Below are 25,928 nucleotides of genomic sequence, written 5' to 3'. Positions count from 1 at the left end.
TAGCCTCAGTTTGAACGGATCAGTACCCAAGCAGCTGTTGCCAGCATATTGAGCAAAGTCAACGGCAAACACACCTTCCAGCCGAACGCCATCACCTGATCAAAACGGGGACGCGGTAGTGAAGCGCGCAGCAGGATAAAGAACATCATGAAAAAGCCGGTTTTAAGCGCAAACCAGACAATCGGCGGTAACCAGGGCCCCTGCCAGCCACCGAAAAACAGGCTGACCAACATGGCGGAGACCAGCACTATGCCGATGTACTCACCGACAAAGAACAGCCCCCATTTCATACCGGCGTACTCAATGTGATAGCCATCTGCCAACTCTTGTTCCGCCTCCGGCTGATCAAAGGGATGACGGTGAGTGACCGCAATCCCGGCGATCACGAAGGTCGCAAAACCAAAGAACTGGGGAATGATGTTCCACAAATCCGCTTGGGCTTCGACAATTTCCCGCAGATTGAAGGTTCCGGTCTGGATCACGATACCCATCAGGGACAGGCCCAGAAAGACCTCATAGCTCAGCGTCTGGGCCGAGGCCCGCAGGCTTCCCAGTAAGGCATATTTGTTATTGCTCGACCAACCGGCGAACAGCACGGCGTAAACCGCTAGACCGGCAATGGCAAAGAAATAGAGGATACCGATATTCAAATCGGCAATGCCCCAGGTGGGAGTGATGGGTACAATCACGAACGCCATCAAAAATGCGGTGAACGCTATGATCGGCGCCAAAATGAAGATGCGCCGATCGGCAAATGGCGGGATCCAGTCCTCTTTGAAGAACATCTTCAGCATATCGGCGACTAGCTGAAAAATGCCGAAGGGACCGACCCGGTTTGGCCCGTATCTATCTTGCCATAGCCCTAACAGTCGTCGTTCGATAAAGCTCATGAAGGCCCCGGCCCCGATCATCACCACCAGGATCAGCAGCGCTTTGGCCACGGCAATGATGATGTCCCAGGTTGCATCCGACAGAATCATAGAATGGCCTCCTGCAGATCACGGATCTGCTGATGATGCAAGGCGGTAGGAATACCGCTTAGTCCCAGCGGCAGCCCCAATAAGCCCGGCGCCAGACGCTCACTCAGCACCACCGGCAGACGCCAGTGACTGCCTTCCCACGTCAGTTGCACCCGGGTGCCCGCATTAACGGCCAAACGGGCCGCATCATCCGGATTCAGATACACGACGGCTGGCGCCATGCGTTGCTGGAAAACCGTTGATTTTTGTGACAGTTCTTCCGATCCGAATAGCTGCGGGTAATCCACCACACACAACTCGGTGGGATGAGGCTGAAACGGAGCCGGAATATGGGTGGCATAACTCCATGCTGGCGTGTCACTGACCTCGAATAACCGCAAGCCAGGATCGCCAGCCCGCAGATGACCACCAACCTCATCCTGAAATTTGTTCCAGGCTGACGGTGAGTTCCAACCCGGAGCCCAGGCAAAAGGCACTTGCTGGAATGGCTCCTGGGTGCCGGAGTAACCCTCCATCGAGAAAGCAAATGGCGAATCAGGGTCTTGTGAGACTCGCGGCTCATGCACATCGATATCAGCGCGCATCGCGGTGCGACCACTATAACGATGAGGCTCCCGTGCCAGTTTCAGTCCCTTGATCCGGAAACGGGCATTGGGGGCGGCATGAATGATCGGACTCAGTGCCGGGATCGCCTCGGCGCACGCCGTTGTCACTTCTTCAAATTGGTTCCAGGCCAAGTGACGGTGGCTGAGTACTCCGGCAATAGCCCGCAACCAACGCCAACCCTCTTTGATACTGACGGTGTCGTCGTAGTAGGCGGGATCATAGACCTGGAAGTAGCGCTGAACACGGCCCTCACTGCTCACCACAGTACCGTCGCCTTCGGCAAAGCTGGCGACTGGCAGCACAAAATTAGCGCCTTGCGCGGTGGCTGTATCCTGGTGATCGAGCACCACCACGCTGCTTGCTTGAGCGAACGCAGCATCGACACGAGCCTTGCTGGCTCGACGATAGAGATCATTTTCCAACACCACAACGGCGGTTCTACCCGCCTGCTCTTGCAGACGGCTCAGGGCAGACTCCAACGGCTGACCACCGAGGAGGGCCAGGCCCATGCTATTTACCTCTTGCGCCACCAAGAACAATGAAACGGCTTGCTGACGTTGTTGCAGTGCCTTGGCAACATTGGCGGCAGCATCCAGCAGCGGCAACGAACCGGCACTGGTACCCGCGATCACTAATGGGCGTTTGGCCGCGATCAACTGCTCATACATGGCCTGCGCGGCCACTTGTTCGCTGGCGCGGAGATCGGCAACTGGCGGTGCCGATGGATCCAGTAGATGGGCTAATGCGAAGCCAATGCGCGCCTGATCCTCATAGGCACCGCTGAAGGTCACCTCGGCCACATCATCCAGCCGCGTTGCGTCCACGCTAGTGATGAGCAATGGATGGCGGGCGTTCTGACCAATGGTCTGGATCGCCGCCGCCTGCCAGGTATCCACCTTGAGTTCGGCCGCCATCTGCCGGGCTTTGCCCTTCACCGCTTGGCGAACAGCCAGGGCCAAACGGGCGGCCGTCTGGGTAATATCTTCCCCGAGGATCACCACAGCATCGTGCTCTTCCACTTCGCGCAAGGTTGCCAGCGGGATACCGCTCTCGCGCTGGATATGCTGCAGGCGATGCAAACAAGCCCACTCCCGCAATTCGATGCCGCTATAAAAATTCTCTTCCCCAACCAGCTCTCGCAGCGCGAAGTTGCTCTCCAGGCTGGCGCGGGGTGAGCCGATGCCGATCACCTGCTCGCTGCTGCGCAAGGCATCGGCAATCCGATCCAGTGCGCCATTGACCGATAGGCTGATCCGGCTCTGCGCCGTATCCGCTTCGCGCCAGAGTGGCTGTTTGGGGCGCTCCGGATTATTGACATACCCGTAACCGAACCGGCCCCGGTCACACAGGAAGTAGCGATTCACTGCGCCATTGAAGCGATTTTCGATGCGGCGTAATTCACCATAGCGTTCGCCGGGACTGATATTGCAGCCCATGCTGCATTGCTGACAGATGCTAGGCGCAAACTGCATGTCCCACTTGCGATTGAAACGTTCGGAGTGAGTCTTGTCGGTGAACACTCCCGTCGGGCAGACCTCGACCAGGTTGCCCGAGAACTCGCTCTGCAGGGTTCCGTCTTCGATCCGTCCGAAATAGACATTATCGTGAGCCCCATAAACTCCCAGATCGCCACCGTCCGCGTAATCTTTGTAATAGCGCACACAGCGGTAACAGGCGATGCAGCGGTTCATCTCGTGGGAGATAAAGGGACCCAGATCCTGATTCTTATGGGTACGTTTGGTGAAACGGTAACGCCGACTATTTTGTCCGGCCATCACCGTCATATCTTGCAGATGACAGGCGCCCCCCTCCTCGCACACCGGACAATCGTGGGGGTGGTTGGTCATCAGCCATTCCACGACTCCTTTGCGAAACGCTTTGGCCTCCTCGTCTTCTACCGAGATATAGGTGCCATCGCTCGCAGGGGTCATACAGGACATGACCAAGCGTCCGCGCTTATCATCTGCGTTCTGGTACTGTTTGACCGCACATTGCCGACAAGCGCCGACACTGCCTAACGCCGGATGCCAGCAGAAATAAGGCACATCCAGTCCTAACGAGAGGCAAGCCTGTAACAGGTTATCTGCCCCATTCACTTCAAATTCTTTGCCGTCTACATGAATCGTGGCCATAGCAACTTTGATTCCTTGTTCAATATTCCGGATGCAATCACCCGACCAGAAACATACCCATTACCAACGCTGTTGCAGCAAATTGGGCTGGATCCCAGCGATTGCATGCTTGTTATCGGAAAACGTAGGCGATATTCCGGCCTCAAATTCACTGCGGAAATACTTGATCGCACTCTGCAGAGGCTCCACGGCACCCGGCGCGTGAGCACAGAAGGTCTTGCCCGGACCCAGAGCCCGGCACAGCTGCTCCAGAGTTTCGATATCACCCGGCTGGCCCTCGCCGCGCTCCAGTGCGCGCAGTATCTTCACACTCCAGGGCAGACCGTCCCGGCAAGGCGTACACCAGCCACAGGATTCGCGAGCGAAAAATTCTTCCAGATTCCGGGTCAGCGCCACCATATTGACGGTGTGATCCACTGCCATTGCCAGCGCGGTACCCAGCCGACTGCCAGCCTTGCCGATGGAATCGAAATCCATCGACAGATCCAGGTGTTGTTCGGTGAGAAAATCGGTTCCGGCGCCGCCTGGTTGCCAAGCCTTGAGGGTCAAGCCATCCGCCATCCCGCCGGCATAGTCCTCGAGAATTTCTCGCGCCGTGGTGCCAAAAGGCAGCTCCCATAAACCAGGGCGTTTCACCCGGCCTGAGAAACCCATCAGCTTGGTGCCGTTATCGGCACTCTTGCCCTGGTTCAGACCCTTGTACCAATCCGAGCCGTTCAAAACGATGCAGGGAATATTGTTCAGGGTCTCGACGTTGTTGACGCAGGTCGGCTTACCCCAGGCCCCGACTACCGCCGGGAATGGCGGTTTGGCTCTTGGATTCGCGCGACGGCCTTCCAGTGAGCTGATAAGAGCCGTTTCTTCGCCACAGATATAACGGCCCGCGCCGGTGTGAACGAACAGTTCGAAGTTGAAGCCGGAGCCCAGAATATTATTCCCCAGATATCCGGCCGCTTCAGCCTCGCGAATGGCCTGACGCAGTCGCTCGGCCGCCACCACATACTCCCCCCGCAAGAAGATGTAGCCGCGGTAGGTTTGCAGAGCCCAGGCCGACAAAATCATGCCTTCGATCAGTTGATGAGGCAGTTGCTCCATCAAGAGCCGGTCCTTATAGGTACCCGGCTCCATTTCATCGGCATTGCAGAGCAGATATTTGCGATCAAACTTGGGATCCATGGGCATCAGGCTCCACTTCACCCCGGTCGGAAAACCGGCGCCGCCGCGTCCTCGTAACCCGGCATCCTTCACCACCTGAGTCACCTCTTGGGGAGCCATGCCCTTATAGGCCTTCTCCACGGCGGCATAGCCCTGTTTGGCTTTATATTCGTCGAGCCAGACCGGTGCTGCGTCGGAGCGTAAACGCCAAGTCAGCGGGTGGTTCTCTGCGGTCAGAATCATGGATAGGCCTCCAGTAACAGCGCCAAATCGGCGGCCGATAACTGTTCGCCGCGCCCAAAGGCGTGGGTATCGTCATCAATCATCAGAGTCGGCCCCTTGTCACAATTACCCAGACAGCACACCGGCAGCAGGGTAAAACGCCCATCCGGAGTGGTTTGCCCAAGCCCTATCCCCAGTTGACTCTCCAGCGCCTGCAGCACCGATTGATAACCGGTGATAAAACAGACCACGCTGTCGCACAAACGGATGATGTGCCGCCCGACCGGCTGACGGAAGATCTGGCTATAGAAGGTGGCAACACCCTCGACATCACTGGCCGGTATACCCAGTTGTGCGGCAATCGCCGGAATAGCGCCATCGGGTACCCAGCCCCGCTCTTTCTGAACGATTTTCAGCGCCTCTATGGTCGCGGCACGAGCATCTTCGTAATGGTGGATTTCATGTTCAATAGCTGAGCGCTCACTGTGGCTCAGGACAAAATCTGCTGTAGGGGTGGTCGAGCTGCCACATTGGCTCGCTTTCCCTGATGGTGAGTGACACTGACAATGCTGAGTCATAATTAGCGGTCCACATCCGACATGACAAAATCGATACTGCCCAGATACACAATCAAATCCGAAACCATACTGCCGCGGATCACCGACGGGATCTGCTGCAAATGTGCAAAACTGGGCGTCCGGATCCGGGTCCGGTAGCTCATGGTGCTACCGTCACTGGTGAGGTAGTAACTGTTGGCGCCCTTGGTCGCCTCAATCATCTGGAATGACTCGGCGGCGGGCATCACCGGGCCCCAGGAAACCTGGAGGAAGTGATTGATCAGGGTATCTATATGCTGCAGCGTCCGCTCTTTGGGCGGCGGAGTGGTCAAGGGATGGTCCGCCTTAAACGGGCCCTCGGGCATGTTATTCATGCACTGATCTATGATGCGCAGGCTCTGGCGGATCTCTTCAACCCGAACCATGGCTCTGTCATAGGCATCGCCGTTGACCCCTACCGGGACCTCAAACTCGAAATTTTCATAACCGGAATAGGGCCGCCATTTTCGTAAATCGAAATTCAGCCCGGTCGCTCGTAATCCAGCACCGGTCACGCCCCAATTCAAGGCTTCAGCAGTGGTATAAGCCGCCACGCCTATAGTCCGCCCCTTGAGAATGCTATTGAGCAATGCAGCTTTGACATACTCATTCAAGCGCTTGGGCAGCCAGTCGAGCAGATTGTCCTTGATGAGTTTCTGCCAACCCTTCGGCAAATCATGGGCCACCCCACCGATACGGAACCAGGCCGGGTGCATGCGCGCCCCGGTAATGGCTTCGATGATGGTGTAGATCTTCTGCCGATCGGTGAAGGCGAAGAACACCGGCGTCATGGCACCGACGTCCTGGATATAAGTCCCGAGGAACAGTAGGTGACTGTTGATGCGGAACATTTCCGCCAGCATCACCCGGATAAATTTGACGCGATCCGGCACCTCGATCCCGGCTAGCTTTTCGACCGACAGGACATAGGGAAGATTGTTCATGACCCCGCCCAGATACTCCACCCGATCGGTAAAGGGGATGTAGCTGTGCCAGGACTGGCGCTCGCCCATCTTTTCCGCACCCCGATGGTGATAACCGATATCAGGTACGCAATCGAGAACCTCTTCACCATCCAACTGCAACACAATCCGAAATGCGCCGTGTGCCGATGGGTGGTTGGGCCCCAAGTTGAGGAACATATAATCCTCATGCTCGCTGCTGCGGCGCATCCCCCATTCTTCGGGTTTAAAGCGTAGTGACTCCTGCTCCATATCCTGCTTGGCGATATCCAGCATGAAGGGATCAAACTCGGTCGCCCGTGCCGGGTAATCCTTGCGCAGCGGGTGTCCCTGCCAGCTCTTGGGCATCATGATCCGCGTCAGATGGGGATGTCCATCAAAATGGATACCCAAGAGATCCCAGACCTCCCGCTCATACCAGTTGGCATTGGCAAAGATATCGGTAGCGGTGGGCATCTTCAGATCATGCTCTTGTAGCGGCACCTTGAGCATCACATCACTGTTCCGATCAATCGATAACAGGTGATAGAAGACGGTGTAGTCGGCCGGAGGCAAGCCGTCGCGGTGGGTACGCAGACGCTCGTCGATGCCATGCAGGTCATAGAGCATGACAAACGGCCGGGGCAGCGTGTGCAGAAAGCGTAGTACCTCAATAATTTTGTCCCGTGGCACCCATACCACCGGGATCCCGGTACGAGTCGGTTGCACCACAAAGCTCTCACTGCCAAACCGGGCTTGCAGCTCGATGACCACTTCACTATTGATGTGATCACTTGGCTGCCAAGCCTGCATGCTGGCATTCACTGGAAATTGGTTGCTCAGTTTCATCGCAGCGTCCTAAATCTCATCCGGAGTACGCAGAGTCGTCACGGCGATTCGTTCGCCCCGTTTACGCTCACGTTCAGAATCCATCTGCGGCCGATAGATCCCCTGATCCCCTACCACCCAGGATAAGGGGCGTCTTTCCTTGCCAATCGAGTCCTGCAATAACATCAAGGCTTGCAAGAAGGCCTCAGGGCGCGGCGGGCAACCCGGGATATACACGTCCACCGGCAGAAACTTGTCGACCCCCTGGACCACAGAATAGATGTCGTACATACCGCCTGAATTGGCACAGGCCCCCATGGAGATGACCCATTTGGGCTCCAGCATTTGCTCATACAGCCGTTGGATAACTGGAGCCATCTTGATAAAAGGTGTCCCGGCGATCACCATGAAATCGGCTTGGCGCGGTGATGCCCGAATGACTTCGGCACCAAAACGCGCCACATCATGAGGCGCGGTAAAGGCGGTAGTCATCTCGACGTAACAGCAAGAAATACCGAAGTTATAGGGCCACAGCGAGTTTTTACGCCCCCAGTTCACGGCATCGTGCAGCACATCCTCGACACGCCCCATCAGGATGCCACGCTCGGCCTGTGCGGCTAACGGATCCTCGACGGTTCGAGGTTGTTCCAGGGGGTAACGGTCGTGCTGACCATCCGGATCAATTCGGGTAAGTGAATACTTCATAGGATGACCTCAGGCCGATGGCGGTTGTGAATGGTCCGTTACTGCAGCGCGCCGAGAGCGCACTGGAGCCCAATCCAGAGCTCCGATACGCCACAGATAAATCAGCCCCACCAGCAGCAAGATGATAAAAATGGCGGCTTCTACGAATCCGACCCAACCGCTTTCCCGCACGGAAACCGACCAGGCGAACAGATAGAGGGCCTCGACGTCGAAAATAACGAAAAACATGGCTACCAGATAAAACTTGGCGGAGAAACGCAGACGAGCCGTACCAACAGAGTCCACGCCAGATTCGAACGGTTTGTTCTTGGCGCGTCCGTATGCCTTACCGCCTAGCAATGCTGCCAATCCGATCATGACCAGGCAAATCGTGATGCCGGCCAACATGTAAACGCCAAATGCCCAGTGCTGAGCAACGACCGCTGTTGACATAGCGCTTCCTTAACCCTTGAGAATCAGACAAAAATAAAGGAGATGGGCCAACAAATAACGCCTCAATCTCCGCCCTGCCACTATAGGCGACTAAACTTGTATTTTTTGTGAGTCTTTTCTCGAATTGTAACTTTTGCGTTAAATTCGAGTTAATTTAACTGGGAAATTCAGACACCCTGTGCTAGCGCATTTTTTAACCAGCAGTGGACATGACAAGGTTTAAGATCCCCAATACAACATCATTGTGTTACTGCTGGTTAAAAGAGTAGAAGTAATAACAGACTGTTTTTGAGACATTGCTGGATAAAAGGAGAACCGATGAGCAAATTCTATGAATTTCAACTCGCTAAACTCGATGGGACCTTATTGGACAGCGCAGCATTGCGCCGCAAGGTGGTGTTGATTGTGAATGTTGCCAGCCAGTGTGGCTTCACTAAACAGTATGCGGGGCTGGAAATCTTATCTCGTCACTATGCCGACCGGTTGCTCATATTGGGATTTCCGTGCAATCAATTCGGCAACCAGGAGCCGGGCTCGGCCGAGGAAATAAGCGCCTTTTGTACTTTGAATTATGATGTCACCTTCCCCATCATGGCCAAATGTGATGTCAATGGCGCGAACGCTCACCCACTCTATCAATGGTTGAAGCAGCAGAAGCCGGGACTTCTGGGTATCGAAGCCATTAAATGGAACTTCACAAAATTCCTGCTGGATAAAGAGGGTCAGGTGTTCGGTCGTTATGCACCACAGACGGATCCGGAAGCCTTGGTAGCCGATATCGAAGTGTTATTGAGTCGCTAGATATGGCCGGTAGGCCGAAGTGCGGCGGTTCAGCGTCAAGGGTGCAGCCCGAAGCCATCGAAGGGATCGCGCACATAGCGCACTTCCACTTCCTTGACTTTGGGCCATAGCAGGTGTTCTTTCGCCTGAACCACCAGGTACCGATAACTCTGCTGACCAATGTGGCCCTCGATACTTGCCGCAAGCTCACCCACGACAGAAATAGATCGTCCCTTGGCATAGAGCTCGGGATCCAGCAAGCCGTGAACACGGATGATGAACCGACCCGGAGAGTCTTCTTGTTGTACCGGCTGGCCATTGGCTTTTAGAGGTAAGTAAACCACTTCAATATCGCTGTCTGCTACCTGCACCCGAGTCTGGACAATCAGACCACTCCAGCGCACCGGTTTGCCCAGATACGCAGCTGGTTCCGCCAACGCTTGCGGATAATCGATCAGTGCAGATTCCGGTTGATAGGCTAACTTCTCCGGCACCGAAGAACAGGCAGATGCGAAGAGGACCGCCAAGGCAGCGAGTCTCATAGGACGGACAACGCGACTGACAGCAGAAAACGACATGATTGATAACCCATAAATCGCCATCATCAGGCGTAGAGATCGACGCGCAGCATTTGCTGTAGTTGCTCGCGTTTTTCCTGGCGGGACACACTCTGGTAGGCAAAGGTCGCCTTGCCCTGCCAACCTGAGGGTTGATCATAACTCAAGCGCTCGGCAGCCTGCTCGGCACCCTCGTCGAGTCGCACAATACCCGCCGAGCTTTGGCGACCCGCCGCTTGCTCATCCACCTCATCAGCTTGTGGCGGGCGTGCCGGAGCAACAGCGGTCCGACCAACCGAAGTCAGCTGCTGTAAACTTGTATCCAGCGCACCAATGCTCATCAACCACTCCTGCCTACTGTTCTCAAGGCACCCGGGTATTACACCTAATTATTCGCGACCCGGCAATTTTTTCCAGGTTACTTTATCGCGAAGATAGACGGGAGTCGCCAACTCAGGCGCACACCCCTTGCCTTCCTGCCACGCAGCGACAGCCAAAGGCAACATATCCCGGGCATCGGGTAGATGCTCCGTGTCCAGTGCAAGCTGCTCTGGTACGGCATCGTGTAGCTCTGGATAGGCCGCAAAGCCGGTACCACAGGCCCACCAGCGACCTGGCTCTTGCTCCAGCAGCGCCTTGATTTTCTGCTGTGCAACTTCCGGAGCCAAGACCTCTTCGTCGCACAATGGCGTCATCACCCCAGCTTGTTCGACAAAAGCAGCAAAGTAGATCTCATTCATGCGCGCGTCGATGGCAGCCACCACATAGCGAGCCTGTTGTCTACGCCAACAGCCCTGCGCCAGAGCTGCCAAATTGGAGACCCCAATCAAGGGGCGTTGGGCGCCAAATGCCAAGCCTTGCGCCACGCCGATCCCGATCCGCACGCCGGTAAAGGAGCCGGGTCCCTGGCCAAAGGCGATGGCATCCAGCGCCGTCAGTTCTAATCCAGCCTCCTGCAACAACTCGCTGCACATGGGCAGGATCTTGCGTGTATGCGCCTGTGGCGCTAATTCATACTGAAAGCTGAGTTGCCCATCATGCAGGAGTGCGGCTGAACAAGCCTCGGTCGCGGTATCCAATACCAGAATGTTGGTCATATGATTGATTCTCTATCGATAGCAGCATCAGCGCTGCTCGTGGAGCCATTCTCTGCGACGTTGCCGTAGTGCCAGAAGCGATTGATCGCGGCCAGATCCCGACAACGCGGCATGGGAGGAAGACTTTGCAAAAATGTCGCCCCATAGGGACGATTGACCAGACGAGGATCACACAGCACCAGAACGCCTCGATCCTGAAAATCACGGATCAAACGTCCGACGCCCTGCTTCAAGGTGATGACGGCATCCGGAAGTTGTAACTGGGTGAAGGGATCGCCTCCCTGCAAGCGACAATCTTCCATCCGCGCCTTCAACAAGGGCTCATCCGGCGCGGTGAAGGGCAGTTTGTCGATGATCACGCACGACAGCGCGGCCCCGCGTACATCCACACCTTCCCAGAACGAGGCCGTCGCTACCAGGATGGCGCGGCCGTTATCCACAAACTGGGCCAACAACCGCTGCTTGTTGTCCTCCCCTTGCAGCAACACCAGGCGGCCAACATCACGGCGCAACACCTCGGCAATCTGCCGCATGCTTTGATAACTGGTACAGAGGAAAAACACACCGCCAGGCACCTTGTTAATCACTGGCGTCAGCAATTGCGCCAGCTCCGTGGCGCGACGGGCGAAACCGGTATCCGGCAAGCCGCGAGGAACACAAAGCAAAGATTGCTCGGCATAGGCAAAGGGACTGTCCAGCACCAGTTGCCGCGCCTGAGCGATCCCCAGTTGCTGACTGAAATGACCAAACTCATGGCCCACCGTCAAGGTGGCTGAGGTGAACACCCAGCTGCAACCGGCGCGCATCACTTCGCTATTGAAGCGGTCGGCAATCGACAACGGCGTCACATTGAAAGAAAAATGGATGCGAGTGGTATCAAACCAGTAGGCGGCACCGGGTTGTTCGGTTTGCAGCAGCCGTTCGAGTTTGCCCTGATATTCCACCAGGCGCTCGAAACAGTGATCGAGCCGCTCTCCCCGTCCTAATGCCAGTTTGAGGACATCGTAACAGAGACGTAATGCATCCTTGAGGCGCTGCAAGGTTCGATCAAACAGCGGATTACCGATCCAATCCCGCAGATTGCCCCGTGATGGCTCGATACCGAATGCCAGTCGCTGTTCACGGCATGCCAGCTCGAGTGCATCGGCCGAGCGCGCCAACTGGGCCATGTCGGCGGCTTCGGCACGCTGGGCTAGTAGTATCTCGTGCGCCACATCCAACAGCTGACGACTGGATAAGCTCTCACCGAAATAGCCACTGGCGATATCCGGTAGTTGATGGGCCTCATCGAAAATATAAACGTCGGCATCGGGGATCAGCTCGGCAAAGCCGGTGTCCTTGACCACCATATCCGCAAAAAACAGGTGATGATTGATCACCACTAACTGGGCATCCATGGCCTTGCGACGAGCACGTACTAAATAGCAGTCGTCATAGCGTGGACATTCACGGCCCAGGCAGTTGTCGTTGGTACTGGTGACATGAGGCAGTATGGGTGCTTGTTCCAGCAATTCGGGGATCTCGGCGACATCCCCACTGATGGCGTTGATCGAGTACGTTTTAACGCGTACCAGATCGGCCAACACTTCGGCCTCTTGCAGATGGGAGGTAGCCAGCAGCTGATCCAGGCGATGCAAACACAGATAGTTGGCTCGTCCCTTCAGCAGCGCAACGGGATAGCTATAATCCATGGCCGCCAGCAAGGTTGGCAGGTCGCGGTTATACAACTGTTCTTGCAGTGCTTTGGATCCGGTACTGATGATGACCCGTTTGCCAGAGGCCAATGCTGGAACCAGATAGGCGAACGTCTTGCCGGTCCCTGTCCCGGCCTCCACCATCAATTGTCCGGTCCCGGTAATGGTGTCCGCCACTGCCTCCGCCATCAAACGTTGCGATGTCCGAGGCGCAAATCCGGAAAGCGTCCGCGCCAGTAAGCCATCGGCAGCAAAATAGTCGGAGACAGTCGAGTGATGACCCACAGTGTTATCCAGCGAGAAACGAGGCGGCGATTATAGGAAAAAGTCGGGATAAGACGAAGCAAAATACCAAGCCGGATCAGACAAAGAGATCAACGTGTTCGTTTCCAGTTCCCGGAGGCGCGTCACTGGTTGGATTTTCCGGGTTATCCGCGTCTACGTCGACGTCATCCTCAGCAGGTGGCTTGTGGTGGCGGGGATGATATTCATCCTGCGGTGAATGTTCCGCCGGATCTTTGTGGATTTCGGTCTTGGGTGTCACCGGTTCTTTCTGGATGGCCGGGATATCACGATGAAAGTCGCCCGATCCCGGTGCTAAGGGGGGCCGAGGAAGGATACTAAACAGCAAATCTTGATTAGCCATACAGCCTCCTTAACGGTGCGCCGGAAAAACGGCACTGAGGGCATACTTCTATTATCGGCTGGAACTATCCGTACTGGAGTCATTAATGCGATACATGATACCTTTTCTCGCTCTCTTCCAGACCGACTCGCCTCCAGAGCAACACTCATCCGGCATCACGACGTAGACAGACCTGTAGGTATTTCATGAACGAATTCGCGACCTGTTCCTGGTTACTCTTTGCTTCGTCGTTAATCACTCTGGTTCTGAGCATCTCGGCAGCCCGTCAACATCGAAATCCGGTCGCGTACTGGTTCAGCTGGCTGATGCTGGCCGTCAGTTTTTATAGTTTTGGCTACGGCATGGAATTGGCCTCCGCCACCCTGGCAACAGTCAAATACTGGCTCCGGGTGCAATATCTTGGCATTGCTTTCATACCGGCGCTCATCATGGCGACCGCTCTGAGTTATCGACAGCATCGGCACCCGCCCCTGGTTCTGCTTATCGTATTGCTGGGTATTTCTGCGCTGACCCTGGCCCTGCACTTCAGTAATGATCTCCATCAACTGTTCTATGCCCACATGGCCATCACACATCATCTGGACATGACCATCACCCAGCTCGGTTTTGGCCCCTGGTATTATGTGCATGTGGTGTACCTGAATTTGGCATTACTGCTCAGCAGCCTGATCTTCTTCCGGAGTTGGCATACCGCCCCCGATTATTATCGCCGCCAGGCTGGTGTGATTCTGCTGGGATCCTTGACCCCCTGGCTCAGCTACCTCATCTACCTATCTGGCGCGGCCCCCATGGGTATTGATCTGAGCCCGTTTGGCTTTGTGATCACGGGTCCGCTGTACGCTTACGGACTATTTCGCTACAGCTTCGTCGATCTGACGCCGATCGCACGGGAGCAGGTATTCGATGACATCTCGGACGCGGTTCTGGTGCTGGATATCTACCATCGTCTGGTGGACTTCAACCGCATGGCCCGGCAACTATTTCCAGATCTCTCCACACAAAGTTACGGTGACTCTCTGCAGCAGTTGCATGTAGATCTTGCGTCACTGACCCGCTCTCTGAGCGTGCAGGAATCACAGACTCTCGCCATGGCGGATCGTTGGTTTGAAATACAGCGTCATGACGTGCTCGGCAACCAGCAACGCTGCGTCGGCTATGCCCTGATCTTGCGCGATATCACCGACCGCCAGCGACTGCTGACCCAACTACAAATTCAGGCGGAATATGATGGTCTGACCCAGATCTACAATCGCCGGATGATACTGGAGCAGTTGGAGCAATCCATGGCACAGCTCCGGCACGCCGCAGACACTCTGAGTGTCGCCATGTTCGATATCGACCATTTCAAACAGCTCAATGATAGCCAGGGCCACCAAGCTGGCGACCAGCTACTGCGTGATCTCTGCGCCTTCATCCGCCAGCAGTTGGGCAGCGAGGATCATTTTGGTCGCTACGGAGGCGATGAATTCTTACTGATATTCCGCGACCGGACACTACAAGAAACCCACCAGTTGATGGCGCGGATCCATCAAGGTGTCGGTCAAGCGCTCGGCACCGGGCTGAGTATCGGTATTGCAGGCTTTCAGACTGGCGATTCATCGCAGCAACTGATCCATCGTGCGGACTCCGCGCTCTATCAAGCCAAGCGAGCGGGGCGAAATCGGATTGCGCTCTGCGCCGATGGCTCGTTGGAGCAACCAGTATTCCACCCGTGACTCAGAATGAAGCCATGCTCCCCCTATGAGCATGAATAGTCTTATTCACTGTTATTGAAGTGATATCCAGTTTATTTGCAGCACCATTTTCATATATACCCGTTGTGATGTTGTCATATTTAAAACATCCCACAGATCAAGCTGCAAACAATCCGATAGCCGTTGCACTCTCCTCTTGCAATTTTTAACAGGGTCGGTATGTTGAAGCTCCAGCCGAACAAGGAAACTGGATCGCCGTTATGATTCGTCAACTTCTGAACACTATTCATCACCATCACCACCATCATCCGGAATAGTCTTTCAGGAGGGTGACTGCTGGAAGACACTGACAAGGTGAACTTCCACAAAGCAGCGGCCCAGAGCACAGTTGCAAAACCCTCGGAAGGTCACCACCTCCGAGGGTTTTTTTTTTTAAGAAGGAAAGGAATACATGGAAACCAAACGTCTACGCATTGCCATGCAAAAGTCCGGTCGTCTGAGCCAGGACTCCCAAGCCCTATTCAAGAGTTGTGGTCTGAAGATCAATCTGCGCGAAGATCGCCTGATTGCCCACGTTGAAAATATGCCGATCGATATTCTGCGCGTCCGTGACGACGATATTCCTGGCCTGGTGATGGATGGCGTCGTGGATCTGGGCATCGTCGGCGAGAACGTCCTCGAAGAGACCATGCTGGAGCGTCAGGCGCTGGGGCTGCCCGTTGGCTACAAAGAGCTCAAGCGTCTGGATTATGGCGACTGCCGCCTGTCTTTGGCGATCCCCCACGAGCAAGTGTGGGATGGTCCGGCAAGCCTGGCAGGCGCTCGTATCGCCACCACCTACCCTAACTTACTCAAGCGCTTTTTTGATGAACAGGGCATCAAATTCAAGCCCGTCATGCTCACCGGCTCGGTAGAGGTTGCACCTCGTGCCGGTCTGGCCGACGCCATCTGCGATCTGGTCAGCTCCGGTGCCACACTCGAAGCCAATGGCTTGAAAGAAGTTCAGGTGATCTATCGCTCCAAGGCCACCCTGATCCAGGCAGCTGAGCCACTGGAAGCTCAGAAGCAAGCCGTGATCGACAAGCTGATGCCGCGTCTGCAAGGCATGCTGCAAGCCCGTGAAAGTAAATACATCATGCTGCACGCGCCGAAGGACAAACTGGCTGAAATCAGCGCTCTGCTGCCGGGCGCCGAAAACCCCACCATCATGAATCTGGCCGGTGATACCAATCATGTTGCCCTGCATGTGGTTTCCAGCGAAACCTTGTTCTGGGAAACCATGGAGAAGATCAAGGCCCTCGGTGCCAGCTCTATTCTGGTACTGCCGATTGAAAAGATGATGGAATAAGGGGCTGTTTGATGCGTACTGTGAACTGGAATGATCTGAACCCGGCCGAACGGCGTCAGTTGCTGACACGTCCGGCCATGAGTGGCGCCGATGATATCAGCAGCACCGTCAGCGATATCATCTGTCGTATTCGTTGTGAAGGCGATAAGGCACTCAAAGAGTACACGGCCGCGTTCGACCGCGTTGTCGATGGCAACATACTGCTCAGTACCGCGGCCATTACCGAGGCTTGCGAACGGGTGACTCCGGCGATGAAAGATGCCATCGCCCACGCCTATCGCAACATTGCCACCTTCCATGAGGCACAACAAAGTGTGCCTCTGGCTCTGGATACCCAGCCGGGTGTGCGCTGTGAATTGCACACTCACGCCATCAGTCGAGTCGGCCTGTATGTTCCCGGTGGCAGCGCCCCTCTGGTCAGTACTGTCCTGATGCTGGCCATACCGGCCAAGATCGCCGGTTGCCGCAAAGTGGTGCTCTGTTCACCACCGCCGATCGCCGACGAGATCGTTTATGCCGCTCACCTGTGTGGCGTCAGCGAGATCTATACCATGGGTGGCGCTCAGGCGATTGCCGCCATGGCCTACGGTACCGACACGGTCAGCAAGGTCGATAAAATCTTCGGCCCGGGCAATGCCTGGGTCACGGAAGCCAAGCGTCAGGCCAGCATGGATTTTCGCGGTGCCGCCATCGATATGCCGGCCGGTCCTTCCGAAGTGCTGGTCATTGCCGATGACAGCGCCAATCCGGCGTTTGTGGCTGCCGATCTGCTCTCTCAGGCCGAGCATGGCCCTGATTCCCAAGTCGTTCTGGTCACCCCGAGTGTCACCCTGGCAGAACAGGTGGAGATCCAATTGCAGCAGCAACTCAAGCAACTGAGCCGCGCCGGGATCGCCAGCAAGGCACTGGCCTCCAGCTTGACCATCATCTGTGATGATTTGCCCCAGGCCTGCATCATCTCCAATGACTATGCGCCCGAGCATTTGATCGTGCAGACCCAGGAGCCACGGCAACTACTGCGACGCCTGGAGAACGCTGGCTCTATCTTCCTGGGAGCCTGGACGCCGGAGTCGGTTGGTGATTATGCCAGTGGTACCAACCACACCTTGCCAACCTACGGGTATGCTCGTACGGCTTCGAGTCTCGGTTTGGCCGATTACCAGCGCCGTTACACGGTGCAGGAGCTCAGCGCTGCTGGGTTGCAAGGCTTGGCGAATACCGTCACCACCATGGCCGATGCCGAGGGCCTGGACGCCCACAAGCGCGCCGTCACCATTCGGATGGATGTGATCCGTCAGGAGCAACAGGCATGAGCACCAAGACCCAAACTCCGGCTCCAACCTATCTGACCCAGCTCGCCTGCCAGCGCGTTCAGGATCTGACCCCCTACCTGTCGGCTCGCCGGATCGGCGGTAAAGGACATATCTTCCTCAATGCCAACGAATCACCGAAGAGTGAAGAGTACCAACTCGATTGCAGTCGCCTGAATCGTTATCCGGAATGCCAGCCGCCCGAAGTAGTGAGCCGCTATGCCGCCTATGCCGGCGTCGAGCCAAACCAGGTGCTGGTCAGCCGGGGGTCGGATGAAGCAATTGAACTGCTGATCCGCACCTTCTGTGAGCCAGGACAAGAGGAGATCCTGTTCTGCCCTCCGACCTATGGCATGTACAGCATCAGCGCCGAGACCTGTGGCGTCGGCATGCGGACTCTACCACCGTTGCCTGATTTTCAACCCGATGTGCCTGCCATTATTGCCGCGCTGGCGCAGGGCAAGCCCATCAAGGTGCTGTTCTTCTGCTCACCGAATAATCCGACCGGTACGGTACTGCAACGGGATAAGCTGTTGGCCATTCTCGATGCCACCGCTGGCAAGAGTATCGTGGTGGTGGATGAAGCCTATATCGAGTTCTGCCCAGAGTTTAGTATGGTTGACTTGATCAAGGGTTGCCCCAATCTGGTGATCACCAGAACCCTGTCCAAGGGTTTTGCCTTGGCTGGGCTGCGTTGTGGCTTTACCATTGCCCATCCAGAGGTGATCAGCCTGCTGCTCAAGGTGATCGCCCCCTACCCGATCCCGGAGCCGGTAGCCCAGATTGCCGCCCAGGCATTGTCGGATCGCGGACTCGACACCATGCGCCAACGGGTGCTGTGGCTGAACCGTCTCAAGGCTGAACTGAAGGCCGAACTACTCAAACAACCGTGCGTCAAACAAGTCTTCGATGACCACGGCAACTTCCTGCTGGCGCGGTTCGAAAGTGGCTCCCGGTTGTTCCAGGCCATGGTCGATGCCGGGATCATACTGCGGGATTTTGGCACCAAGCCCATGCTCGAAGAGAGTGTACGCATCACCATCGGTGATGAAGCCGAAATGGCCGCCGTGCTCGACGTGTTAAAAAGCCTGTAACGGCAAGGAGAAGATGGTGAACAAGGAACGCATTCTATTCATCGACCGGGATGGCACCCTCATTGAGGAGCCCATTACCGACAAGCAGGTCGACCGTCTCGACAAGTTACGCTTCGAGCCTATGGTGATCCCGGTACTGCGCGAGCTGCAAGCCGCCGGTTTCAAACTCATCATGGTCACCAATCAGGATGGTTTGGGTACTGCCAGCCTGCCGCTGGAAAACTTCCAGCCGCCGCAGGATCTGATGATGCACATCTTCGAATCCCAGGGCGTGCACTGGGCTGATGTACTGATCTGCCCGCACTTTCCCCATGAGGATTGCACCTGCCGTAAGCCGAAACTGGGCCTAGTCAAGCCGCTGTTACAAGCCGGTAAGCTGGATCACGCCAACAGCTACGTGATCGGCGATCGCATCACCGATGTGCAACTGGCTGAGAACATGGGCATCACTGGAATTCAATACAATCCAGTGAGTTGTAACTGGAATCACATCCGGGATCGTCTACTCGGGCAAGGCCGGACCGCCACCGTGATCCGCAACACCAAGGAAACCGAGATCCAGGCTACCGTCGATCTGGACCACAGCGGCGGCAACCAGATCAGCACAGGTATCGGCTTCTTCGATCACATGCTGGATCAAATTGCGACCCATGCCGGTTTCCGTCTGCAGCTGGCCGTGAAGGGCGATCTGCATATCGATGATCACCACACGGTGGAGGATGTCGGTCTGGCCTTGGGCGAAGCCTTGAAGAAGGCGCTCGGCAACAAGCGCGGTATCGGCCGCTTCGGTTTCGTGCTGGCGATGGATGAAGTCCAGGCCCGGGTCGATGCCTTCCCGGAGTCACTGGTCGAGCAGGAAGTGACCGCGGCACTGGATCTCTCCGGTCGTCCCTACTTCCAGTTCCGTTGCGATGCAGAGTTTGGCCGTGACATGGTGGGTGAGATGGCCACCGAGATGGTGCCACACTTTTTTCGCTCCCTCTCCGATGCGATGGCGATCACCCTGCACCTGTCGGTGAGTGCGGGCAACACCCACCATCAGGTCGAGGCACTGTTCAAGGGGTTTGGCCGTGCGCTACGGCAGGCTATCCGGGTCGAAGGCACTGAACTGCCTTCCAGCAAGGGAGTCTTGTAACATCATGCTGGCACCGCAAAAACTGATCATCATAGATACGGGTTGCGCCAACCTCTCCTCGGTGCGTATGGCCATTGAGCGGCTGGGCATCAACGCCAAGGTCAGCAAGGAGGCCGCCGATATTCGTGGCGCCGACAAGCTGATCCTGCCCGGTGTCGGAACGGCTCGCGCCGCCATGCACAATCTACACGAGCGCGGCCTGGTCGAGCTGGTGCGCGATGCCAAGCAACCGCTACTCGGCTTCTGTCTGGGGATGCAAATGCTGGCTCAGGCCTCGGAAGAGCACATGGGCGGCGAAAGCGATATCGACTGTCTGGGGATCGTGCCGGGTAAGGTCAAATTAATGCAGGTCGGCGATTTGCGCTTACCGCACATGGGCTGGAATCAGGTCGAGCACGATGGCACTCATCCATTGTTCAAGGGGATCCCCAGCGGTAGTTACTTCTATTTTGTGCACTCCTATGCCCTGGAAGTAACAGCCGCGACGCTGGCGACTTGCAACTATGGCGGGCCTTTTACCGCCGTGGTTGGCAAGGATAACTTCCTCGGAGCCCAGTTCCATCCCGAGCGCTCCGGCAAGAGCGGCGCGCGTTTGATCCAGAATTTCCTTGAGCTTTAAGAGGTAGCCATGATTATTCCGGCAATTGATCTGATTAACGGCAAGGTGGTTCGCCTCTATCAAGGCGACTATGGCCAGAAAACTGAATACACCGCCTCGGCTCAGGAGCGTTTCGATCTCTACGTCGCGGCTGGCGCCACCCAACTACATCTAGTTGATCTGGATGGCGCTAAAGATGCCTCTCAGCGGCAGCTCACGGTGATCCGCGAGTTGCTGAAAAACACCCGTGCACCCGTGCAGATTGGCGGTGGTGTCCGAAGCGAGCAGGATGTCAAAGACTTGCTGGATGCCGGTGCCAATCGGGTGGTGGTTGGATCCACCGCCGTCAAAAGCCCTGAGCTGGTGATGGGCTGGATGGAAAAATATGGTGCCGACAAGATTGTATTGGCGCTGGATGTCAACATTGACGCCGACGGCCGCCGCAAGATCGCGGTAGCCGGTTGGCAGCAAGACAGCGGAGTCACCATCGAGGATCTGATCGAGCGCTTTTTACCGGCCGGTCTCACTCATGTACTGTGCACCGATATTAGCCGCGATGGCACCCTGCTGGGCTCCAATGTCGCGCTCTATCAGTCCCTGGCAGCACAGTACCCGCAGGTGAGTTTCCAGGCGTCCGGTGGCATCGGTGGTATTGCCGATATCGAGGCACTCAAGGGCTCTGGCGTTGGTGGCGTGATCCTGGGGCGTTCGCTGCTGGAGGGCAAATTCACTGCCGAGGAGGCTATCGCATGCTGGCACGGCGCATAATTCCCTGCTTGGACGTGAAAGACGGCGTCGTCGTCAAGGGGATACAGTTTCGCAACCATGAGGTGATGGGTGACATAGTCCCGCTGGCTAAACGCTATGCCGAAGAGGGTGCCGACGAGCTGGTGTTTTATGATATCACCGCCTCCTCCGATGCTCGGGTAGTCGACAAGAGTTGGGTCAGCCGGGTTGCCGAGGTGATCGATATCCCCTTCTGTGTCGCAGGCGGCATCAAGAGTGTCGAGGATGCACGACGCATTCTGGAGTTTGGTGCCGATAAGGTCTCTATCAACTCCCCTGCACTGGCCGACCCCACGCTCATCACAGCACTGGCTGAACGTTTCGGTGTGCAGTGCGTGGTGGTGGGGATTGACTCCTACTTCGATGCTGACACCGGCCATTATCAGGTCAAACAATATACCGGCGATGAGAGCCGCACCCGTATCACCCAATGGACCACTCCAGAATGGGTGACCGAGGTGCAAAAACGGGGTGCCGGTGAGATCGTGCTGAATATGATGAACCAGGATGGCATGCGTAAAGGTTATGATCTGGAGCAATTGAAACTGATCCGGAGTCTGTGCCGGGTGCCATTGATTGCTTCGGGCGGTGCTGGCGAGATGGAGCATTTCCGCGATGCCTTCACGCTGGCCGATGTGGATGGCGCTCTGGCCGCCTCCGTGTTTCACAAGGGCATCATCCCTATTCCTGAGCTGAAAGCTTATCTGCGTAACCAAGGAGTGCAGATCCGTGACTAATTCCGTGCCATTTGATGCAAGTACCCTCGACTGGAACAAGGTAGACGGCCTGATGCCGGTCATAGTCCAACACGTTGCCAGTGGTGAAGTGCTGATGCAGGGGTTTGTCAACGCTGAAGCCTTGAGTCAAACCCTGGCCAGCGGCCATGTCACCTTCTTCAGCCGCACTAAACAGCGGTTGTGGACCAAAGGCGAGAGTTCAGGCCATTTCTTGCAGCTGCGCGCTATCACCACCGATTGTGATCAGGATTGTCTGCTGATTGCCGCCGAGCCCATTGGCCCAACCTGTCATAAGGGAACTGTGAGCTGCTTCGATGGCCATCCGCTACCACCGCTCGGGTTTCTCGCCGAGCTGGAGCAGATCCTGGCCGCGCGTAAGAGTGCCGATCCGGAATCCAGCTACACAGCTCGTTTGTACGCCAAGGGCACTAAGCGCATCGCACAGAAAGTTGGCGAGGAAGGTGTGGAAGTGGCACTTGCTGCCATGGCCAAGGATCGGGAAGAGCTGATCAACGAGTCGGCGGACCTGCTCTATCATCTGACGGTCTTGCTACAAAACGAAGGCCTGCAACTGGCCGATGTCGTCACCCGTCTGCGCGAGCGACACAGCAAGTAATCCAATGGCCACCCGAGGGTGGCCATCTTGAGTTTTCAACATTGGCCGCCGCGAGCGGCCAATTTTTTATCTCCACAGTGCTCAGCCCTGGATCATGACCCGCTTGGGCACCCGGATAAAGAACACCGGCACCACCAGCATCGCCATTAACCAGAACACCTGGCCTTGCACCTGCTGGTAGCCAAAACCTGCTACCGCCGTCAACAGAGCCATTACGACGCCGGCGGGAAATGCTGCATATAACGTCTGCGCCGGGATCACCTGCTCGGCGGGTAATTGCTGGGTCATGTATCGAATAGCACCCAAGTGGCTGACGCAAAAGGTCACCGCATGCAGCAGTTGGGCGACCAATAGCCAGGCCAGTTCGGTGGTGTTGGCTAATAAGGTCCAACGCAGCACACACCCCAGTCCACCGATGAAAAACAGTTGCTGATAGCTGAACCCTTTCAGCAGACGGCGGCTGAGCGCAAACATCCCGATCTCAGCCATCACCCCCAGCGCCCACAGGTAACCAATCACATTTTCGGCATAGCCATGGGCTTTCCAGTACAAGGCACTGAAACCGTAGTAAGCGGCATGACTGCCCTGCAGTAAGGAGACCACCAGCAAAAAGATGAGGAACGACCTATCGGTCAGCAAGGAGCGGAAGCCGATTTTGTTGCCACTGGACGGCGCATCCTGCGGTGCCGGGGCCATCGGTAACCAACTTAACCCGGTCAGCAGCAGCAAGCCCAGAATCATGGCATGCAACACCCAGCTAGCGCCGTAATGCTGGACCAAGGCACCGACCAGCGTCGACCCGACGATAAACGCCGCCGAACCCCACAGTCGGACCTTGCCGTAATCCAGCTTCACTTGCAGCATCATCCGTGCCGCCAGCGCCTCACTCAGCGGCAGCAAGGTGGGATAGATAAAGTTCGCCAGGAGCATCAGCGCCAGCAGTGCCCAGAAGCTATCCACCCAGTAAAAGCCCAGGTAGCAGAGCAGACTCAAAACGGCCAGATAACGACAAGTCGGGATCAATAAACTGGCGCGGTTGGCGCGGCCCATGATCAGCAGGTTACCGGCGAAGCGAATGCCAAGACCCAAGCCAATCAACAAGCCGATCTGCTCCGCGGATATACCTTTTGACTCCAACCACAGGGACCAAAAAGGCACATAAGCGCCGTAGACGAAATAAATTGCAATCAGAAATAGCGATAGCCAGGAAAAAGGGCGCATGAAGAACTCCTGCAAGACAGAGGCGAGGCAGAATAGCAAAAACCCCGCGCCCTGTCAGAGCAATCACCGAGCCGATAAGCGATCAAACGGTGGCAATTAGCGAGTGATAAATCCTTGCCCTTGCAGATACGCCAACATGAAGGGACGGCTCTCCTTACCCAGAATGGCGCGAATTTGTCCGCTCCAGTTCTGCTGCTTGGCATGGGAACTACGGCTGGCGTAATAGTGTTGCATAGTGGCATCGTATTCAGCCAATGCCGCCCGATCCAGTTCGACCGGATAGTGATTTTCATGGAACATCAAGGAAACCGGTAACCGGGGTTTGGTTTCTGCAGGTGTGTCCGGATGCCCCAGGCATAAGCCAAACAGCGGAATGACGTGGGGCGGCAGCCCAAGTAAAGCAGTCACCTCGACGGGATGATTACGCAGCCCGCCGATCAAGACGCCACCCAATCCCAAGGATTCAGCAGCCGTCAACGCGTTTTGTGCCATCAAGCCGGTATCGATACACCCCATCAACAACTGTTCGGCAAACCCAAGTTTAGCGTCTGGAGCAATCTGATAGTTGCGTTGGAAATCGGCGCAAAACACCCAGAACTCGGCGGCCGTCGCGACATAGGCTTGCTCGCCTGCCAGATGTGCTAACTGTTGTCGCAAGGCAGGGTCCGTCACGCGAATGATCGAGACCAATTGCAGAAAGCTGGAGCTGGAAGCCGCACGGGCAGCTTGCAGTATGGCCTCGCGTTGCTCCGGGTCGATAGGTTGTGCGGTGAAGTGGCGAACCGACGCATGGCGGCAGATCAGCTCGATAGTACTATTCATGGTCATAGGATCTCCTTTAGCTACCACTAATGTACTGCAAGCCACCCGTCCGCCCAAGCGTCTTCGAATGTGAGCAAGAGCAAGGCTTGCAAAAAGAATCGTTGCTGAATGACGATCCGCAGATTCTTTAAACAGTCGTTCCACGAACTAGCTCTTATACTCTGTTGGAAACATCTTGCTAACATGCTGGGAGAGTGGCGTTGAATGTACTAATTTGTGATGACTCCGCATTTGCCCGCAAGCAAATGGCTCGCGCCCTACCGAATGATTGGCCCGTTACCCTGCATTTTGCCGAACATGGCCAACAGGGTCTGGAGCAGATCCTCAGCGGCCATGGCGATCTGGTCTTCCTCGATCTCACCATGCCCATCATGGATGGATACCAGGTACTACAAGCACTCAAGGAACAGGAAGTCCGCACCAAAGTGGTGGTAGTTTCCGGGGATATTCAACCCGAAGCCCGTCGCCAGGTACTGGAGCTCGGAGCCCTGGATTTCATCAAGAAACCTTGCAGTAGCGAAGATATTCTTGCGCTGTTGCTACGGCTGGATCTCTATCAGCCCGGTCAGACCGAACTCACCACTCAAGGTGGCGTCAATCTCACCGTTGAAGCCCGAGATGTCTATCAAGAGCTGGCGAACGTGGCCATGGGTCAGGCAGCTGATCTGCTAGCTCGTATGTTGGGGGGATTCGTGATCCTGCCGATCCCCAACGTCAATGTGCTGGAAGTCAGTGAATTGCACATGGCGCTGAATTCAGCCGCCAGTTCCGGCACCCTCTCAGCGGTATGCCAGGGGTTTATCGGCGCCGGCATCGCGGGTGAAGCGCTGGTCCTGTTTCATGACTCCAGCTTCGCCGATTTAGCCAAACTGATGGGTCATACCGACCAGGTCACCAAAAGTGTCGAGCTGGAATTGTTGATGGACATGTCCAACGTGCTGATCGGTGCCTTTTTGCGCGGCTTTGCCAACCAGCTGGACACCCCCTTCAGCCAGGGCCACCCGGTGGTGCTCGGGCAGCACAGGCCCATCGAAGAGTTGATCCAAGCTAACCGTCATCGCTGGCGCCGCACCCTAGCTATCGAGATCAATTATCAAATTCGGGATCACCAGGTGCAATGTGATCTGTTACTGCTCTTCACCGAAGATTCGATTCAATTCATGAACAACAAGATCCTGCATCTGATGTGAGGCGAC

The 25,928-nt window shown here is 56.0% G+C and carries 25 protein-coding genes and 1 other annotated feature; of the genes, 11 read left to right on the top strand and 14 right to left on the bottom strand.

The window, feature by feature from the left end:
* Nucleotides 1–5 precede the first annotated feature (5 nt).
* The 7 genes from nuoH to ACYVG7_RS19475 are packed head-to-tail and all read right to left on the bottom strand — an operon-like array spanning nucleotide 6 to nucleotide 8,597.
* A complete protein-coding gene (gene nuoH, locus ACYVG7_RS19505; protein ID WP_460884768.1) occupies nucleotides 6–980 on the bottom strand; it encodes an NADH-quinone oxidoreductase subunit NuoH in 975 nt (324 codons plus the stop codon).
* Nucleotides 977–3,718: an NADH-quinone oxidoreductase subunit NuoG gene (gene nuoG, locus ACYVG7_RS19500; protein ID WP_460884767.1), complete on the bottom strand. Its 2,742-nt coding sequence runs from the start codon at nucleotides 3,716–3,718 to the stop codon at nucleotides 977–979. The genes nuoH and nuoG overlap by 4 nt, the downstream gene beginning before the upstream one ends.
* A gap of 60 nt (nucleotides 3,719–3,778) precedes the next feature.
* Nucleotides 3,779–5,116, bottom strand: coding sequence for an NADH-quinone oxidoreductase subunit NuoF (gene nuoF, locus ACYVG7_RS19495; protein WP_460884766.1), 1,338 nt, complete (start codon nucleotides 5,114–5,116; stop codon nucleotides 3,779–3,781).
* On the bottom strand, nucleotides 5,113–5,673 hold the full coding sequence (gene nuoE, locus ACYVG7_RS19490; RefSeq protein ID WP_460884765.1) for an NADH-quinone oxidoreductase subunit NuoE: 561 nt from the start codon (nucleotides 5,671–5,673) through the stop codon (nucleotides 5,113–5,115). The genes nuoF and nuoE overlap by 4 nt, the downstream gene beginning before the upstream one ends.
* A gap of 2 nt (nucleotides 5,674–5,675) precedes the next feature.
* The gene (gene nuoC, locus ACYVG7_RS19485) at nucleotides 5,676–7,481 is read right to left on the bottom strand and encodes an NADH-quinone oxidoreductase subunit C/D (RefSeq protein ID WP_460884764.1); all 1,806 of its coding nucleotides are present in this window, start codon (nucleotides 7,479–7,481) and stop codon (nucleotides 5,676–5,678) included.
* 9 nt (nucleotides 7,482–7,490) lie between these two features.
* Nucleotides 7,491–8,165 carry a NuoB/complex I 20 kDa subunit family protein gene (locus ACYVG7_RS19480; RefSeq protein WP_460884763.1) on the bottom strand — a complete coding sequence of 225 codons (675 nt, stop codon included), beginning with the start codon at nucleotides 8,163–8,165 and terminating at the stop codon, nucleotides 7,491–7,493.
* Nucleotides 8,166–8,174: 9 nt separating this feature from the next.
* Nucleotides 8,175–8,597 (bottom strand): NADH-quinone oxidoreductase subunit A, encoded by a 423-nt coding sequence (locus tag ACYVG7_RS19475; RefSeq protein ID WP_460884762.1) that lies wholly within the window; start codon nucleotides 8,595–8,597, stop codon nucleotides 8,175–8,177.
* 318 nt (nucleotides 8,598–8,915) lie between these two features.
* Here ACYVG7_RS19475 and ACYVG7_RS19470 point away from each other — a divergent pair, with 318 nt between their 5' ends.
* A complete protein-coding gene (locus ACYVG7_RS19470) occupies nucleotides 8,916–9,398 on the top strand; it encodes a glutathione peroxidase (protein ID WP_460884761.1) in 483 nt (160 codons plus the stop codon).
* 35 nt (nucleotides 9,399–9,433) lie between these two features.
* Here ACYVG7_RS19470 and ACYVG7_RS19465 read toward each other — a convergent pair whose 3' ends face one another.
* From ACYVG7_RS19465 to ACYVG7_RS19445, 5 genes are all read right to left on the bottom strand, one after another.
* The gene (locus tag ACYVG7_RS19465) at nucleotides 9,434–9,955 is read right to left on the bottom strand and encodes a Slp family lipoprotein (protein WP_460884760.1); all 522 of its coding nucleotides are present in this window, start codon (nucleotides 9,953–9,955) and stop codon (nucleotides 9,434–9,436) included.
* A gap of 26 nt (nucleotides 9,956–9,981) precedes the next feature.
* Nucleotides 9,982–10,275, bottom strand: a complete 294-nt coding sequence (locus tag ACYVG7_RS19460) for a hypothetical protein (RefSeq protein ID WP_460884759.1) — start codon at nucleotides 10,273–10,275, stop codon at nucleotides 9,982–9,984.
* Nucleotides 10,276–10,323: 48 nt separating this feature from the next.
* Nucleotides 10,324–11,031 (bottom strand): tRNA (adenosine(37)-N6)-threonylcarbamoyltransferase complex dimerization subunit type 1 TsaB, encoded by a 708-nt coding sequence (gene tsaB / locus ACYVG7_RS19455; RefSeq protein ID WP_460884758.1) that lies wholly within the window; start codon nucleotides 11,029–11,031, stop codon nucleotides 10,324–10,326.
* A complete protein-coding gene (locus ACYVG7_RS19450; RefSeq protein WP_460884757.1) occupies nucleotides 11,028–13,010 on the bottom strand; it encodes an ATP-dependent DNA helicase in 1,983 nt (660 codons plus the stop codon). Before ACYVG7_RS19450 ends, tsaB begins: the two co-directional genes overlap by 4 nt.
* Before the next feature lie 76 nt (nucleotides 13,011–13,086).
* Nucleotides 13,087–13,371, bottom strand: a complete 285-nt coding sequence (locus ACYVG7_RS19445) for a hypothetical protein (RefSeq protein WP_460884756.1) — start codon at nucleotides 13,369–13,371, stop codon at nucleotides 13,087–13,089.
* A gap of 185 nt (nucleotides 13,372–13,556) precedes the next feature.
* Between ACYVG7_RS19445 and ACYVG7_RS19440 the strand changes: the two genes are divergently transcribed.
* The 9 genes from ACYVG7_RS19440 to hisIE all read left to right on the top strand — a co-directional run bounded on the left by ACYVG7_RS19440 (nucleotide 13,557) and on the right by hisIE (nucleotide 22,689).
* Nucleotides 13,557–15,086 carry a histidine kinase N-terminal 7TM domain-containing diguanylate cyclase gene (locus ACYVG7_RS19440; RefSeq protein ID WP_460884755.1) on the top strand — a complete coding sequence of 510 codons (1,530 nt, stop codon included), beginning with the start codon at nucleotides 13,557–13,559 and terminating at the stop codon, nucleotides 15,084–15,086.
* Between the two features lie 271 nt (nucleotides 15,087–15,357).
* Nucleotides 15,358–15,497 (top strand) — a sequence feature (His leader region).
* A gap of 19 nt (nucleotides 15,498–15,516) precedes the next feature.
* The gene (gene hisG, locus ACYVG7_RS19435; RefSeq protein WP_460884754.1) at nucleotides 15,517–16,413 is read left to right on the top strand and encodes an ATP phosphoribosyltransferase; all 897 of its coding nucleotides are present in this window, start codon (nucleotides 15,517–15,519) and stop codon (nucleotides 16,411–16,413) included.
* Between the two features lie 11 nt (nucleotides 16,414–16,424).
* On the top strand, nucleotides 16,425–17,726 hold the full coding sequence (hisD, locus tag ACYVG7_RS19430) for a histidinol dehydrogenase (protein ID WP_460884753.1): 1,302 nt from the start codon (nucleotides 16,425–16,427) through the stop codon (nucleotides 17,724–17,726).
* Entirely contained in the window at nucleotides 17,723–18,817 is a 1,095-nt protein-coding gene (gene hisC, locus ACYVG7_RS19425) for a histidinol-phosphate transaminase (protein WP_460884752.1), read from the top strand. Before hisD ends, hisC begins: the two co-directional genes overlap by 4 nt.
* Before the next feature lie 13 nt (nucleotides 18,818–18,830).
* Nucleotides 18,831–19,952: a bifunctional histidinol-phosphatase/imidazoleglycerol-phosphate dehydratase HisB gene (gene hisB, locus ACYVG7_RS19420; protein ID WP_460884751.1), complete on the top strand. Its 1,122-nt coding sequence runs from the start codon at nucleotides 18,831–18,833 to the stop codon at nucleotides 19,950–19,952.
* Between the two features lie 4 nt (nucleotides 19,953–19,956).
* A complete protein-coding gene (gene hisH, locus ACYVG7_RS19415; RefSeq protein ID WP_460884750.1) occupies nucleotides 19,957–20,571 on the top strand; it encodes an imidazole glycerol phosphate synthase subunit HisH in 615 nt (204 codons plus the stop codon).
* A gap of 9 nt (nucleotides 20,572–20,580) precedes the next feature.
* On the top strand, nucleotides 20,581–21,318 hold the full coding sequence (gene hisA / locus ACYVG7_RS19410) for a 1-(5-phosphoribosyl)-5-[(5-phosphoribosylamino)methylideneamino]imidazole-4-carboxamide isomerase (RefSeq protein ID WP_460884749.1): 738 nt from the start codon (nucleotides 20,581–20,583) through the stop codon (nucleotides 21,316–21,318).
* The gene (gene hisF / locus ACYVG7_RS19405; protein ID WP_460884748.1) at nucleotides 21,300–22,073 is read left to right on the top strand and encodes an imidazole glycerol phosphate synthase subunit HisF; all 774 of its coding nucleotides are present in this window, start codon (nucleotides 21,300–21,302) and stop codon (nucleotides 22,071–22,073) included. The genes hisA and hisF overlap by 19 nt, the downstream gene beginning before the upstream one ends.
* Nucleotides 22,066–22,689, top strand: coding sequence for a bifunctional phosphoribosyl-AMP cyclohydrolase/phosphoribosyl-ATP diphosphatase HisIE (hisIE, locus tag ACYVG7_RS19400; RefSeq protein ID WP_460884747.1), 624 nt, complete (start codon nucleotides 22,066–22,068; stop codon nucleotides 22,687–22,689). The genes hisF and hisIE overlap by 8 nt, the downstream gene beginning before the upstream one ends.
* Nucleotides 22,690–22,770: 81 nt before the next feature.
* Here the strand turns inward: hisIE and ACYVG7_RS19395 are convergent, their stop codons facing one another.
* Nucleotides 22,771–23,910, bottom strand: a complete 1,140-nt coding sequence (locus tag ACYVG7_RS19395; RefSeq protein ID WP_460884746.1) for a 3-phenylpropionate MFS transporter — start codon at nucleotides 23,908–23,910, stop codon at nucleotides 22,771–22,773.
* Between the two features lie 96 nt (nucleotides 23,911–24,006).
* Complete coding sequence (nfsA, locus tag ACYVG7_RS19390; RefSeq protein ID WP_460884776.1) at nucleotides 24,007–24,732, bottom strand: oxygen-insensitive NADPH nitroreductase; 726 nt, start codon at nucleotides 24,730–24,732, stop codon at nucleotides 24,007–24,009.
* 200 nt (nucleotides 24,733–24,932) lie between these two features.
* Between nfsA and ACYVG7_RS19385 the strand changes: the two genes are divergently transcribed.
* On the top strand, nucleotides 24,933–25,922 hold the full coding sequence (locus ACYVG7_RS19385) for a response regulator (protein WP_460884745.1): 990 nt from the start codon (nucleotides 24,933–24,935) through the stop codon (nucleotides 25,920–25,922).
* Nucleotides 25,923–25,928 lie beyond the last annotated feature (6 nt).

Source organism: Pseudaeromonas pectinilytica, from assembly GCF_054780855.1.
This window is presented reverse-complemented; position numbering and strand designations above follow the sequence as displayed.

Bases quoted from the DNA above. Each gene is read 5' to 3' on its own strand.
- tsaB (WP_460884758.1), bottom strand. From the start codon at position 11,031: ATGACCAACATTCTGGTATTGGATACCGCGACCGAGGCTTGTTCAGCC.
- nuoC (WP_460884764.1), bottom strand. From the start codon at position 7,481: ATGAAACTGAGCAACCAATTTCCAGTGAATGCCAGCATGCAGGCTTGG.
- nuoF (WP_460884766.1), bottom strand. From the start codon at position 5,116: ATGATTCTGACCGCAGAGAACCACCCGCTGACTTGGCGTTTACGCTCC.
- ACYVG7_RS19465 (WP_460884760.1), bottom strand. From the start codon at position 9,955: ATGTCGTTTTCTGCTGTCAGTCGCGTTGTCCGTCCTATGAGACTCGCT.
- ACYVG7_RS19445 (WP_460884756.1), bottom strand. From the start codon at position 13,371: ATGGCTAATCAAGATTTGCTGTTTAGTATCCTTCCTCGGCCCCCCTTA.
- nuoE (WP_460884765.1), bottom strand. From the start codon at position 5,673: ATGACTCAGCATTGTCAGTGTCACTCACCATCAGGGAAAGCGAGCCAA.
- hisC (WP_460884752.1), top strand. From the start codon at position 17,723: ATGAGCACCAAGACCCAAACTCCGGCTCCAACCTATCTGACCCAGCTC.
- nuoH (WP_460884768.1), bottom strand. From the start codon at position 980: ATGATTCTGTCGGATGCAACCTGGGACATCATCATTGCCGTGGCCAAA.
- hisB (WP_460884751.1), top strand. From the start codon at position 18,831: ATGGTGAACAAGGAACGCATTCTATTCATCGACCGGGATGGCACCCTC.
- ACYVG7_RS19460 (WP_460884759.1), bottom strand. From the start codon at position 10,275: ATGAGCATTGGTGCGCTGGATACAAGTTTACAGCAGCTGACTTCGGTT.
- hisA (WP_460884749.1), top strand. From the start codon at position 20,581: ATGATTATTCCGGCAATTGATCTGATTAACGGCAAGGTGGTTCGCCTC.
- hisH (WP_460884750.1), top strand. From the start codon at position 19,957: ATGCTGGCACCGCAAAAACTGATCATCATAGATACGGGTTGCGCCAAC.
- nuoG (WP_460884767.1), bottom strand. From the start codon at position 3,718: ATGGCCACGATTCATGTAGACGGCAAAGAATTTGAAGTGAATGGGGCA.
- ACYVG7_RS19440 (WP_460884755.1), top strand. From the start codon at position 13,557: ATGAACGAATTCGCGACCTGTTCCTGGTTACTCTTTGCTTCGTCGTTA.
- ACYVG7_RS19480 (WP_460884763.1), bottom strand. From the start codon at position 8,165: ATGAAGTATTCACTTACCCGAATTGATCCGGATGGTCAGCACGACCGT.
- ACYVG7_RS19475 (WP_460884762.1), bottom strand. From the start codon at position 8,597: ATGTCAACAGCGGTCGTTGCTCAGCACTGGGCATTTGGCGTTTACATG.
- ACYVG7_RS19395 (WP_460884746.1), bottom strand. From the start codon at position 23,910: ATGCGCCCTTTTTCCTGGCTATCGCTATTTCTGATTGCAATTTATTTC.
- hisD (WP_460884753.1), top strand. From the start codon at position 16,425: ATGCGTACTGTGAACTGGAATGATCTGAACCCGGCCGAACGGCGTCAG.
- nfsA (WP_460884776.1), bottom strand. From the start codon at position 24,732: ATGAATAGTACTATCGAGCTGATCTGCCGCCATGCGTCGGTTCGCCAC.
- hisG (WP_460884754.1), top strand. From the start codon at position 15,517: ATGGAAACCAAACGTCTACGCATTGCCATGCAAAAGTCCGGTCGTCTG.
- hisF (WP_460884748.1), top strand. From the start codon at position 21,300: ATGCTGGCACGGCGCATAATTCCCTGCTTGGACGTGAAAGACGGCGTC.
- ACYVG7_RS19470 (WP_460884761.1), top strand. From the start codon at position 8,916: ATGAGCAAATTCTATGAATTTCAACTCGCTAAACTCGATGGGACCTTA.